The 17991-nt window shown below is 69.7% G+C and carries 17 protein-coding genes and 1 pseudogene; 2 read left to right on the top strand and 16 right to left on the bottom strand.

Going from position 1 to position 17991, the window contains the following annotated elements; all coding sequences use genetic code 11:
• Positions 1-9 precede the first annotated feature (9 nt).
• From nuoK to mqnC, 16 genes and pseudogenes are all read right to left on the bottom strand, one after another.
• Complete coding sequence (gene nuoK / locus ABZU91_RS07985) at positions 10-309, bottom strand: NADH-quinone oxidoreductase subunit NuoK (protein ID WP_030486270.1); 300 nt, start codon at positions 307-309, stop codon at positions 10-12.
• 58 nt (positions 310-367) lie between these two features.
• Positions 368-1141 (bottom strand): NADH-quinone oxidoreductase subunit J, encoded by a 774-nt coding sequence (locus ABZU91_RS07990; protein WP_355235642.1) that lies wholly within the window; start codon positions 1139-1141, stop codon positions 368-370.
• Complete coding sequence (nuoI, locus tag ABZU91_RS07995; protein ID WP_007454597.1) at positions 1138-1779, bottom strand: NADH-quinone oxidoreductase subunit NuoI; 642 nt, start codon at positions 1777-1779, stop codon at positions 1138-1140. The genes ABZU91_RS07990 and nuoI overlap by 4 nt, the downstream gene beginning before the upstream one ends.
• Position 1780: 1 nt before the next feature.
• Positions 1781-3133, bottom strand: a complete 1353-nt coding sequence (gene nuoH, locus ABZU91_RS08000) for an NADH-quinone oxidoreductase subunit NuoH (RefSeq protein ID WP_355235644.1) — start codon at positions 3131-3133, stop codon at positions 1781-1783.
• Positions 3130-5622, bottom strand: coding sequence for an NADH-quinone oxidoreductase subunit G (locus ABZU91_RS08005; protein WP_355235647.1), 2493 nt, complete (start codon positions 5620-5622; stop codon positions 3130-3132). Before ABZU91_RS08005 ends, nuoH begins: the two co-directional genes overlap by 4 nt.
• Positions 5622-6938: an NADH-quinone oxidoreductase subunit NuoF gene (gene nuoF / locus ABZU91_RS08010; protein ID WP_355235650.1), complete on the bottom strand. Its 1317-nt coding sequence runs from the start codon at positions 6936-6938 to the stop codon at positions 5622-5624. The genes ABZU91_RS08005 and nuoF overlap by 1 nt, the downstream gene beginning before the upstream one ends.
• Before the next feature lie 407 nt (positions 6939-7345).
• Positions 7346-8128 (bottom strand): annotated as a pseudogene (gene nuoE / locus ABZU91_RS08015) (NADH-quinone oxidoreductase subunit NuoE); the annotation flags it as partial.
• Positions 8125-9450: an NADH-quinone oxidoreductase subunit D gene (locus tag ABZU91_RS08020; protein ID WP_355235652.1), complete on the bottom strand. Its 1326-nt coding sequence runs from the start codon at positions 9448-9450 to the stop codon at positions 8125-8127. The pseudogene nuoE and the gene ABZU91_RS08020, both read right to left, overlap by 4 nt.
• Positions 9447-10184: an NADH-quinone oxidoreductase subunit C gene (locus ABZU91_RS08025; RefSeq protein WP_355235655.1), complete on the bottom strand. Its 738-nt coding sequence runs from the start codon at positions 10182-10184 to the stop codon at positions 9447-9449. The genes ABZU91_RS08020 and ABZU91_RS08025 overlap by 4 nt, the downstream gene beginning before the upstream one ends.
• Positions 10181-10858 carry an NADH-quinone oxidoreductase subunit B gene (locus ABZU91_RS08030; RefSeq protein ID WP_030486262.1) on the bottom strand — a complete coding sequence of 226 codons (678 nt, stop codon included), beginning with the start codon at positions 10856-10858 and terminating at the stop codon, positions 10181-10183. The genes ABZU91_RS08025 and ABZU91_RS08030 overlap by 4 nt, the downstream gene beginning before the upstream one ends.
• Positions 10859-10872: 14 nt before the next feature.
• Positions 10873-11238 carry an NADH-quinone oxidoreductase subunit A gene (locus ABZU91_RS08035; protein ID WP_074316036.1) on the bottom strand — a complete coding sequence of 122 codons (366 nt, stop codon included), beginning with the start codon at positions 11236-11238 and terminating at the stop codon, positions 10873-10875.
• Between the two features lie 135 nt (positions 11239-11373).
• Positions 11374-12651: a geranylgeranyl reductase family protein gene (locus ABZU91_RS08040; protein ID WP_355235659.1), complete on the bottom strand. Its 1278-nt coding sequence runs from the start codon at positions 12649-12651 to the stop codon at positions 11374-11376.
• Between the two features lie 139 nt (positions 12652-12790).
• A complete protein-coding gene (locus tag ABZU91_RS08045; RefSeq protein WP_355235662.1) occupies positions 12791-13015 on the bottom strand; it encodes a hypothetical protein in 225 nt (74 codons plus the stop codon).
• A gap of 91 nt (positions 13016-13106) precedes the next feature.
• Positions 13107-13817, bottom strand: coding sequence for a demethylmenaquinone methyltransferase (locus tag ABZU91_RS08050; RefSeq protein ID WP_355235664.1), 711 nt, complete (start codon positions 13815-13817; stop codon positions 13107-13109).
• 126 nt (positions 13818-13943) lie between these two features.
• Positions 13944-15200: a cell wall anchor protein gene (locus tag ABZU91_RS08055; protein WP_355235667.1), complete on the bottom strand. Its 1257-nt coding sequence runs from the start codon at positions 15198-15200 to the stop codon at positions 13944-13946.
• Positions 15201-15565: 365 nt separating this feature from the next.
• Positions 15566-16756, bottom strand: coding sequence for a cyclic dehypoxanthinyl futalosine synthase (mqnC, locus tag ABZU91_RS08060; RefSeq protein WP_355235670.1), 1191 nt, complete (start codon positions 16754-16756; stop codon positions 15566-15568).
• Between the two features lie 171 nt (positions 16757-16927).
• Between mqnC and ABZU91_RS08065 the strand changes: the two genes are divergently transcribed.
• Both ABZU91_RS08065 and ABZU91_RS08070 read left to right on the top strand, forming a co-directional pair.
• Positions 16928-17323 (top strand): hypothetical protein, encoded by a 396-nt coding sequence (locus ABZU91_RS08065; RefSeq protein ID WP_355235673.1) that lies wholly within the window; start codon positions 16928-16930, stop codon positions 17321-17323.
• Positions 17324-17359: 36 nt separating this feature from the next.
• Positions 17360-17887 carry a hypothetical protein gene (locus ABZU91_RS08070; RefSeq protein WP_355235675.1) on the top strand — a complete coding sequence of 176 codons (528 nt, stop codon included), beginning with the start codon at positions 17360-17362 and terminating at the stop codon, positions 17885-17887.
• Positions 17888-17991: the final 104 nt, after the last annotated feature.

A 17991-nucleotide genomic window follows, 5' to 3' on the forward strand; every position in this document is an offset into this window, starting at 1 on the left:
GCTTGCCCCTTAGTACTTGAGCAGGTTGGCGTCGTCGACACTCGCCGAGCGTCGCGTCCGGAAGATGGACATGATGATCGCGAGGCCGACCACGACCTCGGCGGCGGCCACCACCATCACGAAGAACGCCATGATCTGGCCGTTGAGGTCACCGTTGATCCGGCTGAAGGTGACAAGCGTCAGGTTGGCCGCGTTGAGCATCAGCTCGACACACATGAACAGCACGATCGCGTTGCGCCGGACGAGCACCCCGGCGGCGCCGATGGTGAACAGCACCGCGGCGAGCACCAGGTAGTAGTCGGGCGTCATGACCGAGCCTGCCTTTCGTTCGCGACTGCGGGGCTCCGCTTCGCTGCACTCCTCGCGCTCACCGCTGGTCCGTACCTTTCAGAGTGGTCTCCTGCGCGGTCAGCTCACGCACCGGCAGGATGGCCGGCGTGCTCCGCTCGGTGAGCCGCCCGTCCGGCAGCCGGGCCGGGGTGGCCACCGAGGAGGAGGTCGCGAAGACACCGGGGCCGGGCTTGGGGCCCGGGTAGTTGCCCGGTGCGAAGCGGGCCCGCATGGTCGCCGGCTGGTCCATCTTGTCCTGCTTGCGACGCTCGATGTGCGCGAGCACCATGGCGCCGACCGCCGCGGTGATCAGCAGCGCCGAGGTCAGCTCGAACGCGAAGACGTACTTCGTGAAGAGCAGTCGGGCGATGCCCTGCACGTTGCCCTCCGCGTTGGCCTGGTCCAGGCCGACTGCGGTGGTGCCCTCGACGGCCCGGTAGAGGGCGCCGCCGACGAGGCCGGCGAAGCCCAGCCCCAGGACGATCGCGGCGACCCGCTGGCCGCGCAGCGTCTCGATCAGCGAGTCGGAGGCATCCCGCCCGACCAGCATCAGCACGAACAGGAAGAGCATCATGATCGCGCCGGTGTAGACGATGATCTGCACCATGCCGATGAACGGCCCGGCCTGGAGCACGTAGAAGACGCCCAGGCAGAGCATGGTCAGCACCAGCCAGAGCGCCGAGTGCACCGCGTTGCGGGCCGCCACCATCCCGATCGCGCCGATCAGCGCGAGCGGCGCGAGGATCCAGAAGGTGACCTGCTCGCCGCCGGACACCTCACCGGCCGCGGCCAGCACGTCAGACGTGGTCATGCTCCCTCTCCCTTGCCGGCCGCCGCGCGCTGGGCGGCCTGCTCGGCACCCGGGAACGTCACGCCGGGGTGCTCCTCGACCTGGTAGCGGCCGGGGCCCATCGGGGACGTCTCGGCACCGGCGGAGGTGCCCGGGTTGTCCAGCGCGCCGACGTAGTAGTCCTTCTCGCTGTCACCCAGCCGCATCGGGTGCGGCGGCTGCTCCATGCCCTCCAACAGCGGGGCGAGCAACTGCTCCTTGGTGAAGATCAGGTCCTGCCGGTTGTCCCGGGCCAGCTCGTACTCGTTGCTCATGGTCAGCGAACGGGTCGGGCAGGCCTCGATGCACAGTCCGCAGAAGATGCACCGCGCGTAGTTGATCTGGTAGGTGCTGGCGTACCGCTCACCCGGCGAGAAGCGCTGCTCGTCGGTGTTGTCGCCGCCCTCGACGTAGATCGCGTCCGCCGGGCAGGCCCACGCGCACAGCTCGCAGCCGATGCACTTCTCCAGGCCGTCCGGGTGCCGGTTGAGGATGTGCCGCCCGTGGTAGCGCGGCGCCGACACCGGCGGCTTGAACGGGTAGTCGGTCGTGACGACCTTCCTGAACATGTGCGAGAAGGTGACACCGAATCCCTTGAACGTTCCGGTGATCGCGCCCACGTCACACCTCCCTGGAGTCCGAGCCGGCGACGATGTTGGCCGGCTCCCGCTCGGCGACCACGCGCGTGATACGCGGGCTCGGTGGTACCTGTAGATCCATCGGCGGCAGCGGGAAGCTCCCGTACGGCCGGCTGTCGACCTGCTCCTGCGTGGTCGGCTTCGGTTGCGGCTTCCGGCTCGGCCAGAAGAGCATGGCGAGCAGGAGGATGCCGGCACCGACCGAGGTCCAGATCAGTCGGTCCCGCGGCGCGAAGTCCTCGATGGAGCGCAGGCCCGAGAGGACCAGGATCCAGACCAGGTTGATCGGCAGCAGCACCTTCCAGCCGAAGCGCATGAACTGGTCGTAACGCAGCCGGGGCAGCGTGCCGCGCAGCCACACGAAGACGAAGACCAGCGCGATCACCTTGCCGAAGAACCAGAGCATCGGCCACCAACCGGAGTTGGCGCCCTCCCACAGCGTGATCGGCCACGGCGCCCGCCAGCCACCGAGGAACAGCGTGGTGGTGACCGCGGACATGGTCACCATCGCGACGTACTCGCTGAGCATGAAGAGCGCGAACTTCAACGAGCTGTACTCGGTCATGAAGCCGGCGACCAGCTCGGACTCGGCCTCGGGCAGGTCGAACGGCGCCCGGTTGGTCTCCCCGACGGTGGCGATGAAGAAGATGACGAAGCTGGGCAGCAGCAGGATCGCGTACCAGCCCGGAGCCGGGATCTCGGTGCCGAAGATGGTCAGCCGCGTCGCGTCGCCCTGTGCGGCCACGATCCCGCTGGTGCTCATCGTGCCGGCGGTCATGAAGACCGCCACGATGCTCAGCCCCATCGCGACCTCGTACGAGATCATCTGAGCGCTCGACCGCAGACCGCCGAGCAGCGGGTAGGTCGAGCCGGAGGCCCACCCGCCCAGCACGATGCCGTAGACGCCCATGGAGGAGCAGGCCAACAGCAGGAGCACGGCCACCGGTACGTCGGTGACCTGCAACGGCGTGTGGTGGCCGAAGATGCTCACCATCGGACCGAACGGCACCACCGACAGGGCGGTGACCGCGCAGATCACCGAGATCGTCGGGGCGAAGAAGTAGACGACCTTGTCGGCCGCCTTCGGCAGGATGTCCTCCTTGAAGGCCATCTTCAGGCCGTCGGCGAGGGTCTGCAGCAGGCCCAGCGGGCCGACCTGGTTGGGGCCGGGCCGCACCTGCATGTAACCGACCACGCGCCGTTCGAACCAGACACCGAGCAGGGTGGCCAGCAGACCGAAGGCGAACGCGAAGACAATCTTGCCGAGAACCAGCCACCACGGGTCCCGACCGAAGTCGGCAAGCGTCGGGTCCTGAGCCAGGACGATAGAGTTCACTGGTTACCCCCAGAACTGAGGATGGTCTCGTCGGCCGCCACGCGGCCGGCCGGGATGGCCGTACTCGGTGCGGGGACGGAGATCCGGACGACCGTCCCGGACGCCGCACCTAGGCTGCGTCGCACGGTCGAACCGGGTGAGTTCGTCGGCAGCCAGACCACGCCGTCCGGCATCTCGGTGATCTCTGCCGGCAGAGTCAGGGCGCCCCGGTCGGTGCCGACCGTGACCGCGTCACCGTCGGCGACGCCGAGCGCCTCGGCGGTGCCCTTGCCCAGCCGGACCACCGGCGGACGGGCGGTACCGGCGAGGTTCTCGTCGCCCTCGGTCAGCGTGCCGTTGTCGACGAGCTGGTGCCAGGTGGCGAGCACGGCCTCCCCCGCACCCGCGTGCGGCACGGTGGCCGGAGACACCGACGGCGCGGTCGGCCGGGACATCCGCGTGGCCGGCAGCGAGCCCAGCTCGCGACGGACACTCGGCACGTCGGCGGTGCCGAGGCGGACGTCCAGGAGCGCGGCGAGCGCGTCGAGCACCCGCCCGTCGGTCATCGCGGCGGTGTTCAGCACCGCCTCGAAGGGACGCAGCCGGCCCTCCCAGTCCAGGAAGCTGCCGGCCTTCTCGACCACCGGGGCCACCGGCAGCACCACGTCGGCACGGCGGGTCACCGCGCTGGTCCGCAGTTCCAGGCTCACCAGGAACGGCACCGCGTCCAGAGCGGCCTCGGCCAGTCGAGGGTCGGCGAGGTCCGCCGGGTCGACACCGCCGACCACCAGCGCGCCGAGTTGCCCGTTGGCCGCCGCCGCGAGGATGCCGTCGGTGTCCCGACCAGCCTGGCTGGGAATCACCCCGGCCGGGATGTCCCACGCCTCGCCCAGCTCGGCCCGCGCGGCCGGCTCGGTGACCAGACGGCCACCGGGGAGCAGGTTGGGCAGGCAGCCCGCGTCGACCGCGCCGCGGTCACCCGCGCGCCGCGGCACCCAGGCCAACTTCGCGCCGGTACGCCGGGCCACGTCCGCCGCCGCGGAGAGCCCGCCCGGCACGGTGGCCAGCCGCTCGCCCACGATGAGGATCGCGCCGGGCGCGCTGAGCGCCTCGCTGACCGTGGCGTGCTCGGCGAGCACGCTGGCCTCCTCGCCCGGCACGACCCGGGCCAGCTTGGCGCCGAGCTTCTCCAGGCCGCGGGTGGCGAACGGCGCCAGCGCGTACACCGTCAGGGTCTTCTTCAGGTACGCCTTGCGCAGCCGCAGGAAGAGGATCGGGCACTCCTCCTCCGGCTCCAGGCCCACCAGCACCACCGCCGGCGCGTTCTCCACGTCGGTGTAGGTGACATCGGTGACCCCGGCGACCGAGCTGGCCAGGAAGTCGGCCTCCTCGCGGGAGACCGGCCGGGCCCGGAAGTCGATGTCGTTGGTGTTCAGCGCGACGCGGGCGAACTTCGCGTACGCGTAGGCGTCCTCGACGGTCAGTCGACCGCCGGTCAGCACGGCCGTGCCCTGGCCACCCTCGCGGGCCGCGTGCAGCCCCTCGGCGGCCCGGGTCAGCGCCTCACTCCAGGAGGCCTCCCGCAGCTCACCGGTGCGCTCGTCACGGACCAGCGGGTTGGTGAGGCGGTCGGCGGCCCGGGTGTACTGGAAGCCCCACCGGCCCTTGTCGCAGTTCCACTCCTCGTTGACCGCCGGCTCGTCACCGGCGAGCCGGCGCAGCACCTTGCCGCGCCGCCAGTCGGTGCGCTGCCCGCAGCCGGCCGAGCAGTGCTCGCAGACGCTCGGGCTGGAGACCAGGTCGAACGGGCGGGCCCGGAAACGGTACTGGGCGCCGGTCAGCGCACCCACCGGGCAGATCTGCACGGTGTTGCCGGAGAAGTAGGAGTTGAACGGCACGTCCCCATCGTTGCCCTCTTCGCCATACGCGTCGTCCCGGTAGATGTTGATCTCTTCGGCGGACGACCGGCCCATCAGGTCGATGAACTTGTCGCCGGCGATCTCCTCGGAGAACCGGGTGCAGCGCTGGCAGAGCACGCAGCGCTCGCGGTCCAGCAGCACCTGGCTGCTGATCGCCATCGGCTTCTCGTACTCCCGCTTGTGCTCGTGGAAGCGCGAGTCGGTGCGGCCGGTGGACATCGCCTGGTTCTGCAGCGGGCACTCGCCGCCCTTGTCACACATCGGGCAGTCCAGCGGGTGGTTGAGCAGCAGCAGCTCCATCACCCCCTCCTGCGCCTTCTGGGCGACCGGGGAGGTGAGCTGGGTCCGTACGACCATGCCGTCGGCGACGGTCTGGGTGCAGGAGGCGACCGGCTTGCGCTGCCCCTCCACCTCGACCAGGCACTGCCGGCACGCGCCAGCCGGGGCCAGCAGCGGGTGATCGCAGAACCGGGGGATCTCGGTGCCCATCTGCTCGGCGACCCGGATCAGCAGCGCCCCCTTGGGAGCGGTGACCTCGACGCCGTCGATGGTGAGGGTGACGGTCTCGGTCTGCTTGGCTACGTCGGTCATCAGTGCGCCCCTACCAGGGTCTTCTCCGACAGCATCGGAGCTTTACGACCCTCGATGTAGTCGAGGTAGTCCTGCTTGAAGTACTTCAGCGACGAGGTCACCGAGCTGGTCGCGCCGTCACCCAGGCCGCAGAACGAGCGGCCGAGGATGTTGTCGCAGGTGTCCAGCAGGGTGTCCAGGTCCTCGTGGGTGCCCTGGCCGGAGAGGATCCGCCGGTAGACCCGGACCATCCAGTAGTTGCCCTCGCGGCACGGGGTGCACTTGCCGCACGACTCGTGGTGGTAGAACTCCAGCCACCGGTACGTCGCGTAGACCGGGCAGTCCTGGTCGGAGAAGATCTGCGTGGCCGTGGTGCCCAGGATCGAGCCGGCCGCCGCCACACCCTCGAAGTCCAGCGGTACGTCCAGGTGCTCGGCCGCGAGCAGCGGGGTCGACGATCCACCGGGCGTCCAGAACCGCAGGTTGTGACCGGGCTGCATGCCGCCGGCCAGTTCCAGCAGCTCGCGCAGCGTGACGCCCATCGAGCACTCGTACTGACCCGGGTTGACGATCCGCCCGGAGAGCGAGTATATCATCGGCCCGGAGGACTTCTCGGTGCCCATGGACTTCCACCAGTCGGCCCCACCGAGCACGATCGGCGGCACGCTGGCGATGGTGCCGACGTTGTTCACCACCGTCGGGCTCGCGTACAGGCCGTGGGTCGCCGGGAACGGCGGGCGCAGCCGGGGCTGCCCCCGGAACCCCTCCAGCGAGTCGAGCAGCGCCGTCTCCTCGCCGCAGATGTACGCCCCGGCGCCGGAGTGCACCACCAGCTCCAGGTCGTAGCCGCTGCGCAGGATGTTGCGGCCGAGGTAGCCCTTGTCGTACGCCTCCTGGACGGCGTTGCGCAACCGCCGGGCGGCGTGCACGGCCTCACCCCGGATGTAGATGTAGGCGCGGCTGGCCCGGATCGCGTACGACGCGATGATCACGCCCTCGACCAGCGCGTGCGGGTCGTGGGTCATGAGCGGCAGGTCCTTGCACGTGCCCGGCTCGCCCTCGTCGGCGTTGACCACCAGGTAGTGCGGCTTGCCGTCGCCCTGCGGGATGAAGCCCCACTTGAGACCGGTGGGGAAGCCGGCGCCGCCACGACCACGCAGACCGGAATCCTTGATGAGCTGGATCAGGTCGTCCGGGTGGGCCTTGAGGGCCTTGCGCAGCGCGGCATAGCCGTCGAGCTGCTCGTACGTGCCGATCTGCCAGGCGTCCGGCGACAGCCAGCGCTTGGTCAGCACCGGCGTCAGCTTGGCCAGCGTCTCCGGGCGGGGAGTGGTCACTTCTGGGCCCCCGTTTCGCTCGCGGCGGCGGGGTTCGTGCCATCCGCGTCCGCCGACGCTTCGGTGAGGTTGCGCTCCTGCGCGCCGGTCGAGTCACCGGCGGGCTTGCCGTCGCCGGCCGGAGCGTTGGCCGCCGTGCCGGCGGCCTCGGCGGCCTGCGCGTCGCGCGGGGCCGGCGGCGACGTCTCCGCCGGCATCTTCGTGCCGGGCGCGTCCGGCACGGCCGTCTGCGCGTCGGGCTGCCGGGTCTCGGCGGTACGCACCTGCGGCGACTTGTCGTCGGGTGCCTTGACGTCCGGCGCGGTGCTGCCGGTGGCCGCCTCGGGCCTGGTGGTCTCGACGGCCGTCGGCTCGGCCGCGCCGGTCGTCCCCGTCGGCGCGGACGCCCCGTCGCCACCCTTGACCGGGGCCGCGGTGGCCTCGGCGGGCGCCGGCTTGGCGGCCTCGGCATCGGCCTTCGCCCGGTCCGCGTCGGCCTTGGCCTTCGCCGCCGCCTTGTCGGCCTCGGCCTTGCTCCGGATCGGGGTGTTCGGGTCGAAGCCCGGCACCGAGACGCCGTGCTCCTGTGCCAGCCGCAGACCCCGCAGGGTCGGCTCACCCGGCCCGCCGTCGGCAACCGCGCCCTCGCGCTCGTCGGCGAAACCGGCGAGCTGGACAGCCATCTCCTTCAGCGTGCACAACCGCGCGCCGCGCGTCGGCATCGGCCGGCCGCCCGCGCGCAGGTCGTCGACCACACCGACCGCGGTGGACGGGTCCACGCCGTCGAAGAAGTCGTAGTTGACGGTCATCACCGGGCCGTAGTCACAGGCCGCCAGGCACTCGGCGTGCTCCAGCGTGATGGTGCCGTCGGTGGTCGTCTCGTCGTGCCCGACGCCCAGGTGCTCGGCGAGGGTGTCGTAGACCTCCTGGCCGCCCAGCACGTTGCACATCGTGTTGGTGCAGACGCTGACCAGGAAGTCGCCGGTGGGCTTGCGCTTGTACATGGTGTAGAAGGTGGCCACCGCCCCGACCTGGGCCTTGTTCAGCCCCAGCACCTCGGCGCAGAACGTCACCCCGGCCGGGGAGACGTACCCCTCCTCGGCCTGGACCAGGTGCAGCAGCGGCAGCAGCGCCGAGCGGGACCGGTCCGCCGGATAGCGGGCGATGATCTCGCGCGCCCGCTCCCGCGTCTCTTCGGTGAAGACGTTCATCGGTCACACCCACCCATCACGGGATCCAGCGAGGCGCCGCCGGCGATCACGTCGGCGATCAGGCCGCCCTCGGCCATCGCCGGGAGGGCCTGGAGGTTGACGAAGCTCGGCTCCCGGTAGTGCACCCGGTACGGCCGGGTGCCACCGTCGGAGACGGCGTGCACGCCCAGCTCGCCGCGCGGCGACTCGATGCCGACGTACACCTGGCCGGGCGGAACCCGGAAGCCCTCGGTGACCAGCTTGAAGTGGTGGATCAGCGATTCCATCGACTGACCCATGATCTTCGCGACGTGCTCCAGCGAGTTACCCATGCCGTCGACGCCGATGGCGAGCTGCGCGGGCCACGCGATCTTGCGGTCGGCGACCATCACCGGGCCCGGCCGCAGCCGGTCCAACGCCTGCTCGACAAGCTTCATCGACTCGCGGATCTCGGCGAGCCGGACCTGGTACCGGCCCCACACGTCACCGTCGGGGTGGGTCGGCACGTCGAACTCGTACGTCTCGTAGCCGCAGTACGGCATGGTCTTGCGCAGGTCCCAGGCGAGCCCCGCCGAGCGCAGGACCGGACCGGTGATGCCGAGAGCCACGCAGCCGGTGACGTCCAGCACCGCGACGCCCTTCGTCCGCTCGGTCCAGATCGGCTGGCCGGAGAGCAGGTCCTCGTACTCCTTGAGCTTCTTCGGCATCATCTTCAGGAAGTCACGGATCTTGCGGACCGCGTCGTCCGGAACGTCCTGCGCCACACCGCCCGGACGGACGTACGCGTGGTTCATCCGCAGGCCGGTGATGGTCTCGAAGATGTCGAGGATGTACTCCCGCTCGCGGAAGCCGTACAACATGATCGAGATCGCGCCCAGCTCCATGCCGGTGGTGGCCAGCCAGACCAGGTGCGACGAGATCCGGTTGAGCTCCATCATCAGCACGCGGATGGTGGTGGCCCGCTCGGTGACGTCCTCGGTGATGCCGAGCAGCTTCTCCACGGCCAGCGCGTAAGCGGTCTCGTTGAAGATCGGGGCGAGGTAGTCCATCCGCGTCACGAACGTCGAACCCTGTACCCAGTTGCGGTACTCGAGGTTCTTCTCGATGCCCGTATGCAGATAGCCGACGACCGAGCGGGCCTCGCGGACCGTCTCGCCCTCCAGCTCGAGGACCAGTCGCAGCACCCCGTGGGTCGACGGGTGCTGTGGACCCATGTTGACCACGATGCGCTCGTCGTTGATCGGGTCGGTGCCCGACACGACCGTGTCCCAGTCCCCACCGGTGACGGTGAAGACCCTGCCCTCGGTGGTCTCGCGTTCGGTCGCGTAGTTCGACGTGGTCACTGGTAGGACCTCCTACGGTCCGGCGGTGGAATTTCCGCACCCTTGTACTCGACGGGCACACCACCGAGCGGGTAGTCCTTGCGCTGCGGGTGGCCCTCCCAGTCGTCCGGCATGAGGATCCGGGTCAGGTTGGGGTGGCCGTCGAAGACGATGCCGAACATGTCGTACGCCTCCCGCTCCTGCCAGTCGGCCGTCGGGTAGATGGCCGTGACGCTGGGCAGGTGCGGAGAATCGACCGGGACCGCGGCTTCCAGCCGGACCCGACGCCGGTACGTCATCGAGGTGAGCAGGTAGACCACGTGCAGCCGGCGCTCGTCGGCGCCGAGGTAGTCCACCCCGGACACCGAGGAGCACAGCTCGAACCGCAGCGCCATGTCGTCGCGCAGCACCTGGCAGACCTCGGCGATCCGCTCCGGGCGTACGTGCAGGGTCAGCTCACCCCGGTCGACGACGACCTTCTCGATCGCGTCGCCAAAGGCGGGGTACGCCTCTTCCAGCGCGTCGCGGACCTCGTCGAAGTACCCGCCGTACGGCCGGGCGGCCTCCTCGATCGGCTGGCGCGGGCGGACCAGGCCGCCGTAGCCGGACACGTCGCCGGTGCCCTGGTTGCCGAACATTCCGCGACCCGCCGGGCTGGCCGTCGGGTACTCGGCTCCGGCGGTGCTGCTCGCGCCGGGCGGCGTCACCGGCACCGGCACCCCGCCGTCGTTGGTCTTGTCCGTGGGAGACGTCATTTCGGGCCTGCCTGCGGGTGGAGATGGTTCTGGGCGTTCATCCAGTTCTCAATCCGCAACTGCTCCTCGCGCCCCTCGCGGACCGCCCGGGTCCACTCGGCACGCCGGGCCTTGTCGCTGCGGTAGGAGGACGGCATCGAGCCGTACGGCACGACGGGAACGTCGCCGCGCTCCTGGCGGGCCGCCAGCATCTTGCGGCCGTTCGGGCCCAGCGGCTCGTACATGATCTTCTCGCGGAGCTTGAGGATCGCGTCGATGAGCATCTCCGGCCGGGGCGGGCAGCCGGGCAGGTACATGTCGACCGGCACCACGTGGTCGACGCCCTGCACGATGGCGTAGTTGTTGAACATGCCGCCGCTGCTGGCGCAGACACCCATGGAGAGCACCCAGCGGGGCTCGGCCATCTGGTCGTAGATCTGGCGCAGCACCGGCGCCATCTTCTGGCTGACCCGGCCCGCCACGATCATGAGATCGGCCTGCCGGGGCGAGGCCCGGAAGACCTCCATGCCCCAACGGCCCATGTCGTAGTGCGGACCACCGGCGGCCATCATCTCGATGGCGCAGCAGGCCAGGCCGAAGGTCGCGCCCCACACGGACGACTTCCGGGACCAGTTGACCAGCTTCTCCACCGAGGTGAGCAGGACGCCGGCGGGGAGCTTCTCCTCGATGCCCATCTGACGTTCCTTCCTCAGTCCCAGTCCAGGCCGCCGCGACGCCACACGTAGGCGTACGCAACGAAGACCGCGACGATGAACAGGACCATCTCCACGAAGCCGAAGATCGGCAGGGCGTCGAACGAGACCGCCCAGGGGTAGAGGAAGATGATCTCGATGTCGAAGACGATGAAGAGCATCGCCGTCAGGTAGAACTTGATCGGGAACCGCCCACCGCCGACCGGCTGGGGGCTGGGCTCGATGCCGCACTCGTACGCCTCGAGTTTGGCCTTGTTGTAACGACGGGGACCGGCGAAGCGGGCGGCGCCGACGGAGAACAGCGAGAACGCCGCGGCGAGGGCGAACAGCCCGATGATCGGTGCGTAAGGCGAGAGCGTCATCGTTTTCTCCTGCTCGTCCTTCCCTGCCGTCAGTGCTTGACGAAAATCACACTATTCACGTCCCTCGCCGTGCCTGCCGGCGGGGGTCGATCTTTGTCGACGCCGGGGCTGTGACCAGCACCGATGCCGTCCTGTCTAGACCGCTGGCGCGGCCTTCGTCAGCGCATTGATGACCCGGTCCATCGCGTCCCCACCTCGGGGGTCGGTCAGATTGGCCAGCAACTTGAGCACGAATCGCATCAGCGTCGGATGGGGCATGCCGTGTTTGGTGGCGATCCGCATGATCTCCGGACGGCCGATCAGTTTCACGAAGATGCCGCCGAGGCGGTAGTAGCCACCGAGGCGGGCCTTCAGCTCGTTCGGGTACGCCAGTAGCGCCCGCTCCCGCTCCGGACCGGCCGGACGCGCGAGGGCCTGCACCGCCACCTCGGCGGCCAGCTCGCCGGACTCCATGGCGTACGCGATGCCCTCACCGTTGAACGGGTTGACCATGCCGCCGGAGTCGCCGACCAGCAGAACCCCGCGGGTGTAGTGCGGCACCCGGTTGAAGCCCATCGGCAGCGCGGCGCCGAGGATCGGGCCGTCCGCGTTGGTCTCGTCGGTCATGCCCCACTCGGCCGGCGTGTTGGCCAGCCAGTCGGTGAGCAGCCGGCGGTAGTTGGTCTTGCCGAACGCGGACGACGAGTTGAGCACGCCGAGGCCGACGTTCACCCGACCGTCACCGAGCCCGAAGATCCAGCCGTACCCGGGTAGCAGGTTGTCGCCGCTGTCCTTGCTGCGCAGCTCCAGCCACGACTCCAGGTAGTCGTCGTCGTGCTTGGCCGGGGAGTGGTAGTAGCGGCGGACGGCCACACCGATCGGCCGGTCCTCCCGCTTGGTGAGCCCGAGCGCGAGCGGGAACCGACCGGAGACCCCGTCGGCGGCCACGACCAGCGGTGCGTGGAAGGTGGCGGGCTCCTTGCCGGGGCCCACCTCGGCCTCGACGCCGGTCACCCGACCGTCCTCGTCGAGCACCGGGCCCAGCACGTTGACGTTGGTGCGCAGTTTGGCGCCGGCCGCGACCGCGCGCTGGGCGAGCAGGTCGTCGAAGTCGAGGCGGGTGCGGACCAGGCCGTAGTTGGGGAAGCTGGCCAGCTCGGGCCAGTCCAGTTCCAGCCGTACGCCGCCGCCGATCACCCGCAGGCCCTTGTTGTGCAGCCAGCCAGCCTCGGGCGAGGTGTCCACGCCCATCCGGATGAGCTGACGCACCGCACGCGGGGTCAGTCCGTCGCCGCAGACCTTCTCCCGGGGGAACTCGGTCTTCTCCAACACCAGGACCCGTACGCCGTGCCGAGCCAGGTGGTACGCAGTCGCCGATCCACCGGGACCGGCGCCGACGACGATGACATCGGCGTCATGTTCCACCGCGGTCATTCGCGCCTCCTCCCGCACGCTCGTGAAATGCTTCACAAGCCAGACGGGACGAGTGTATGACCGGCGTCATACCAGCGCAGGATCAGGGGTACCTAACTCGCCGATGTGACAGCCGGCGACCGTCCACAGCGGGCGGGTGTCAGGCCGGGCTGGGCGCTTCCAGGCCGGCGTCGACCCGGATCGTCTCCGGTAGGTGCTCCCGCAGCGCGCCGCCCGCCGCCCGGTCCAGCGCGGCCAGCACCTCGGCGACCACCTGGCGGACGTCCGCCGGATCAGCGCCCGCCAACGCGCGCAACTGCGCGATGAGTTCGGCCGCGTCGTCGTCGGTGGCGGCCACCGGGCTCGCCGGGTCTGCTCCGGTCATGCCGACGAGCGTACGGGGCAAAGTGGACTAAAGCCGGATTTTTCTGAAACGCGGGGATGCCTCGCGTGCTACCCGCAGGGCACCTCGCCCGCTACTCGCGGACGCCCCGGTGCAGCGCCACCACGCCGCCGGTCAGGTTGCGCCACGCCACCCGACCCCACCCGGCCGCGGCCACCCGCCCGGCCAACGCCGCCTGGTCCGGCCAGGCCCGGACCGACTCGGCCAGGTAGACGTACGCGTCGGGGTTGCTGGAAACCGCGCGGGCGACCACCGGCAGCGAGCGCATCAGGTACGACAGGTAGACCGTCCGGAAGACCGGGTTCACCGGGGTGCTGAACTCGCAGACCACCAGCCGGCCACCCGGCCGGGTCACCCGCGCCAACTCACGCAGCGCCGCGTCGGTGTCGTTGACGTTGCGCAGCGCGAACGAGATGGTCACCGCGTCGAAGCTCGCGTCGGCGAACGGCAGGCGCAGCGCGTCGCCGGCCAGCAGCGGCACCTCGGGCCGGACCCGCTTGCCGACCTGCAACATGCCCAGCGACAGGTCCGCCCCCACCGCGTACGCCCCGGACTGGGCCAGCTCCCGGGTCGACACACCGGTGCCAGCCCCCACGTCCAGCACGCGCTCGCCCGGACGCAGGCCGAGAGCCGCGCGGGTGGCCCGCCGCCAGGAGCGGTCCTGGCCGAAGGCGAGCACGGTGTTGGTCAGGTCGTAACGCTCGGCCACGCCGTCGAACATCGCGGCGACCTCGTGCGGTTGCTTGTCGAGACTGGCGCGCTGGCCCTGCGGGTTACGGCTCACCCCGTCCACTCTGCCAGCCGCGCGCGAGCCGTCGGCCGCTGGGTCCGCGTACCCCGGGCGCCCGATGTCGTCGATACGCGGAAGGGCGGGGTGGTCACCCACCCCGCCCTTTCGTCGCGCCTCGTGTCAGTCGGTCGACGTCTCGTCGCCGGGGGCCACCACGACGACCCTGCGGCGGCGGGACAGCACCAGCAGCGCCCCACCCACGAGCAGGATCAGAGCACCGATGCCGCCGATCACGCCGACCTGCACACCGGTCACCGGAAGCCCGCCACCGCCGGAGCCACCGCCGCCGGCAGTCGGCGACGTGGACGTGCCCGGCGTCGTCGTACCACCCGGCGTCGGAGTCGCCGTCGGGGTGGGCGTGACGGTCGGCGTCGGGGTCGGGGTGGGCTGCGCGCTGAGGTCGACGAACACGTCGAACTGCGCGGTGTTGTCCACCTCGTCGGTCTCGGTGAACGCCCGACGCTGCGCGCCGGAGGCGACCCTCGGCTCCTCCTCGGCGCTCCCCTGGGCGGCGTCGAGACCGGCGGCCCAGACGAACCCGGGCCGGAGCACCGGCTCGGTGACGTCCGCGCCGACCTTCACCCGCACGTCGGCCGTGTAGAACTGCCCCGGCTTCAGCACCACGCCGGTGTCCTCGCAGTATGCGTTCGCGAAGCCACCCAGCGGCTGCTCGACACAGCCCTCCGGCAGCTCGGCGAAGGTGACGCCCGCCGGCAGGGTGATCCCGTACGCCACGCCGGTCGCCTTGCGGCTGCCGTCGTTGTAGACCGCCCAGTCCAGGGGCGCGGTCCCGCCCGCCTTGACGGGCTTCAGGCCGGTCTCGCCCGCCTCGTCGCCGTCCACCGCCACGTCGGCGTAGACGTCCTGCACCCAGGTCGTCAGGTCGTAACCCGGCTTGGCGACGGTGATGTCGTGCCGCACCTTGTTGTCGCGCGGGTTGGGGTCGGAGGTGGCCGAGCTGATGCTGACCACCAGCGTGCCTGCGTCGCCGCGACCGCCGGTCGAGAAGATCGGGATGCCGAAGTCCTCGGTGGTGCCGGCGGCCAGATCGCCGAGCAGGCAGGTGAAGGTGGTGCCGGTGACGTCGCACCCGTCCGGGACGAGCACGCCGACCTTGCGGTTCTTCAGGCCCTTCGTCTCGACGGTGACCCGGATGTCCTTGGCGTCGACGGTGCTCCGGGTGTTGTCGACCTGAAACTTGAACGGCTTGGCCTTGGCCGCCTTGACGCCCTTTGCCAGCTCGTAGCTGAGCGGCGTCAGGGCCAGGTCGGCCTGGTCGGCGGCCTGCGCCGGGGCGGCCACGGTGGCCACGCCACCGGCCGCGAGCAGGGCCACGACGCCGGCACGCACCAGGGCCGAGCGGTGGAACGCTGTCATCAGTCCCCCGGGGGGTAGGGAAGAAAATAGGAACGGTTGCGCCGAACGAGCGGACGTTATCCGAGGTCGATGTCCCACGCCAGCGCGTCGGGCGGTTTTCAACCGTCCGGACTGGACCCGGCACACGGTACGGGCGGGATGGTCACCCATCCCGCCCGTACCGCTGTGCGTTATGTGAACGACCCTCATGGGTCGATGGAGGACTACCTCGGACGACGGCCGCACGCTATCCGCCGGCGATCATCTCCACCACCCCCGCAGAGGGCCGTATGCCGCCTCGGGCACCGGGAAGACCCGTACCGCCGACCACTGCCGCGCGGAAGCACGACCCCCAGGTCAGCCGAACGGCCGGGCCACGTCGAGCCTCAGTTGACCTCGACCAGCGGCAGCGACCGGCCCGCGCCGCCGCCCGGCAGCGCGATCGAGGAGAAGTGCGAGACCACCCGCTCGTCGGTCGGATCGTCGGCCGGCGTGTGGTGCACCGCCAACCGGTTGTAGAGGGTGTCGCGCTGGGCCGGAATCCGGTCGGCAGAGCGGATCATGCCGATCAGCTCGTGCAGGTTGGAGCGGTGCCGGGCGCCGGCGGAGGAGATCACGTTCTCCTCCAGCATGATCGAGCCGAGGTCGTCCACGCCCATGTGCAGGGCGAGCTGCCCGACGTCCTTGCCGGTGGTCAACCAGGACGCCTGCAGGTGCGGCACGGTCTCGAAGAAGAGCCGGGCCACCGCGACCAACCGCAGGTATTCCAGGGTCGTCGCCTGCGTACGGCCCTTGAGGTGGTTGTTCTCCGGCTGGTACGTCCACGGGATGAACGACCGGAACCCGCCCGTACGGTCCTGCACGTCGCGGATCATCCGCAGGTGCTCGATCCGCTCGGCGTGCGTCTCGCCGGTGCCCATCATCATGGTGGCGGTCGACTCGACGCCCTGTCGGTGGGCCAGCTCCATGACCTCCAACCAACGCTCACCGGACTCCTTGAGCGGGGCGATGGCCTTGCGCGGACGCTCGGGCAGCATCTCCGCACCGGCGCCGGCGATCGAGTCGAGGCCGGCGGCCTTGATGCGGGCGATGGCCTCGTCCAGGCTCACGCCGGAGACCTTGGCCATGTGCAGGATCTCGCTCGGCCCGATCGAGTGGATGACCAGCTGCGGGTACGCCTGCTTGACGGAGGAGAACAGCTCCTCGTAGTACTCGACGCCGTAGTCCGGGTGGTGCCCGCCCTGGAGCATCACCTGGGTCGCGCCCAGCTCGACCGCCTCGCCGCAGCGGCGCAGGATCTCCTCCGTGGGGTGCGTCCATCCCTCGGAGTGCTTCGGCGCCCGATAGAACGCGCAGAACTTGCACGCCGTCACACAGACGTTCGTGTAGTTGATGTTGCGATCGATCAGGTAGGTGACGACGTTGTCCGGATAGCGCCGCCGGCGCACCGCGTCCGCCGCCTCGCCCAACGCGTGGAAGGGCGCCTCGGTGTAGAGCAGCAGCGCCTCCTCGGGCGTGATCCGCCCGCCGTCCGCACCACGCTGCAGGATGTCGTCGATCTCCCGGCTCACCGTCACACCATCGAGCCTACGTCGCACAGGGTCGATCCCGCCGAACCGGGGATGGTGGTGTGACCTCTGCGGTGCACAACACATCCCCAAGATCAAAACAAAATGTTCGTCGCTCATTGACAACTCATGATATGAAAACGAAAATCTTGTTCGGTCCATGATGTGAGGGGGCGAGACATGAGCGAAGCCGACACCGCTCCGGGTATCGCGGCCCGATGCAGGGCCGACGGCGGGCTAACGGAAGCAACCCTCGGCGAGTTACGGGATGAATTGGGGTACCGCAAGCTCGGCCGATGGGTACTGGCCGAGATCGGCGAGACGCTCAGGGCGACCGGTCTCGGCTTTTTCCCACCGCAGCGACTCGACGCTGAGCACAACACCGAGCCACGTCAGTGGCAGACAGTCTGGATCTATGTTCGGGACGGTGGGCCGAGAGCTCGGGTGTTGGACGCGGTTCTCCAGCCTGACGACTGCGACGTTCGAGCGGAGCTGAACACCATCGGTACCGAAAATCTGGCCGCGTTGACGCCTCAACAGAGACTCGATCGAATCCGGGACATCGTCACCGCCTGACCAAGTTCCCCCGATACACAGGAAGGTCCACGCTCCATGGACGCGCACGTCTTCGTGGACGAGACAAAGGAGCGAGGACTTCTCGTCGCGGCCGCCGTCGTGCTCCCGGCGGACGTGGGCACAGCCCGACGCTCCATCCGCGACCTGATCCTTCCCGGACAGCGCCGTATCCACTTCCACAAGGAGAAGGACGACAGGCGCCGGCAGATCATCGCGGCTGTCGCCACCCTGCCCACCCATGCCGTGATTTTCGATGCGAGGCGTCACCGCAACGCCCGAGCGGCCCGAGACGCGTGCCTCGTCGAACTCGTGGAGCACGCGGCGAAGATCAACGCGGCTCGTCTGGTTCTCGAACGGGACGACTCGACATTCCAGGCCGACCAACGCCTGCTCTTCGAACAGGTAAGGCGAACGGGAGTGTCGGGCACGCTCCGTTACGATCAATTGAGAGCCCACGAGGAGTGCCTGCTGGCGATACCCGACGCGCCGGCCTGGTGCTGGGCGAAGGGTGGGCGATGGAAGACGTCCGTGCAGCGTGTCGTCAAGGAGTCGCGGCAGGTGTGACGGACCTCAGGAAGCGCGAAACCCGGCTCACCCACCGTCCGGAAGGCTGCCGGGTCCACTTCCACGGAGCTAGTGCCCCGGGCAATCGCAGAATATCTCCGCCC

It is taken from the genome of Micromonospora sp. NPDC005174, assembly GCF_040608495.1.
GTDB lineage: Bacteria > Actinomycetota > Actinomycetes > Mycobacteriales > Micromonosporaceae > Micromonospora.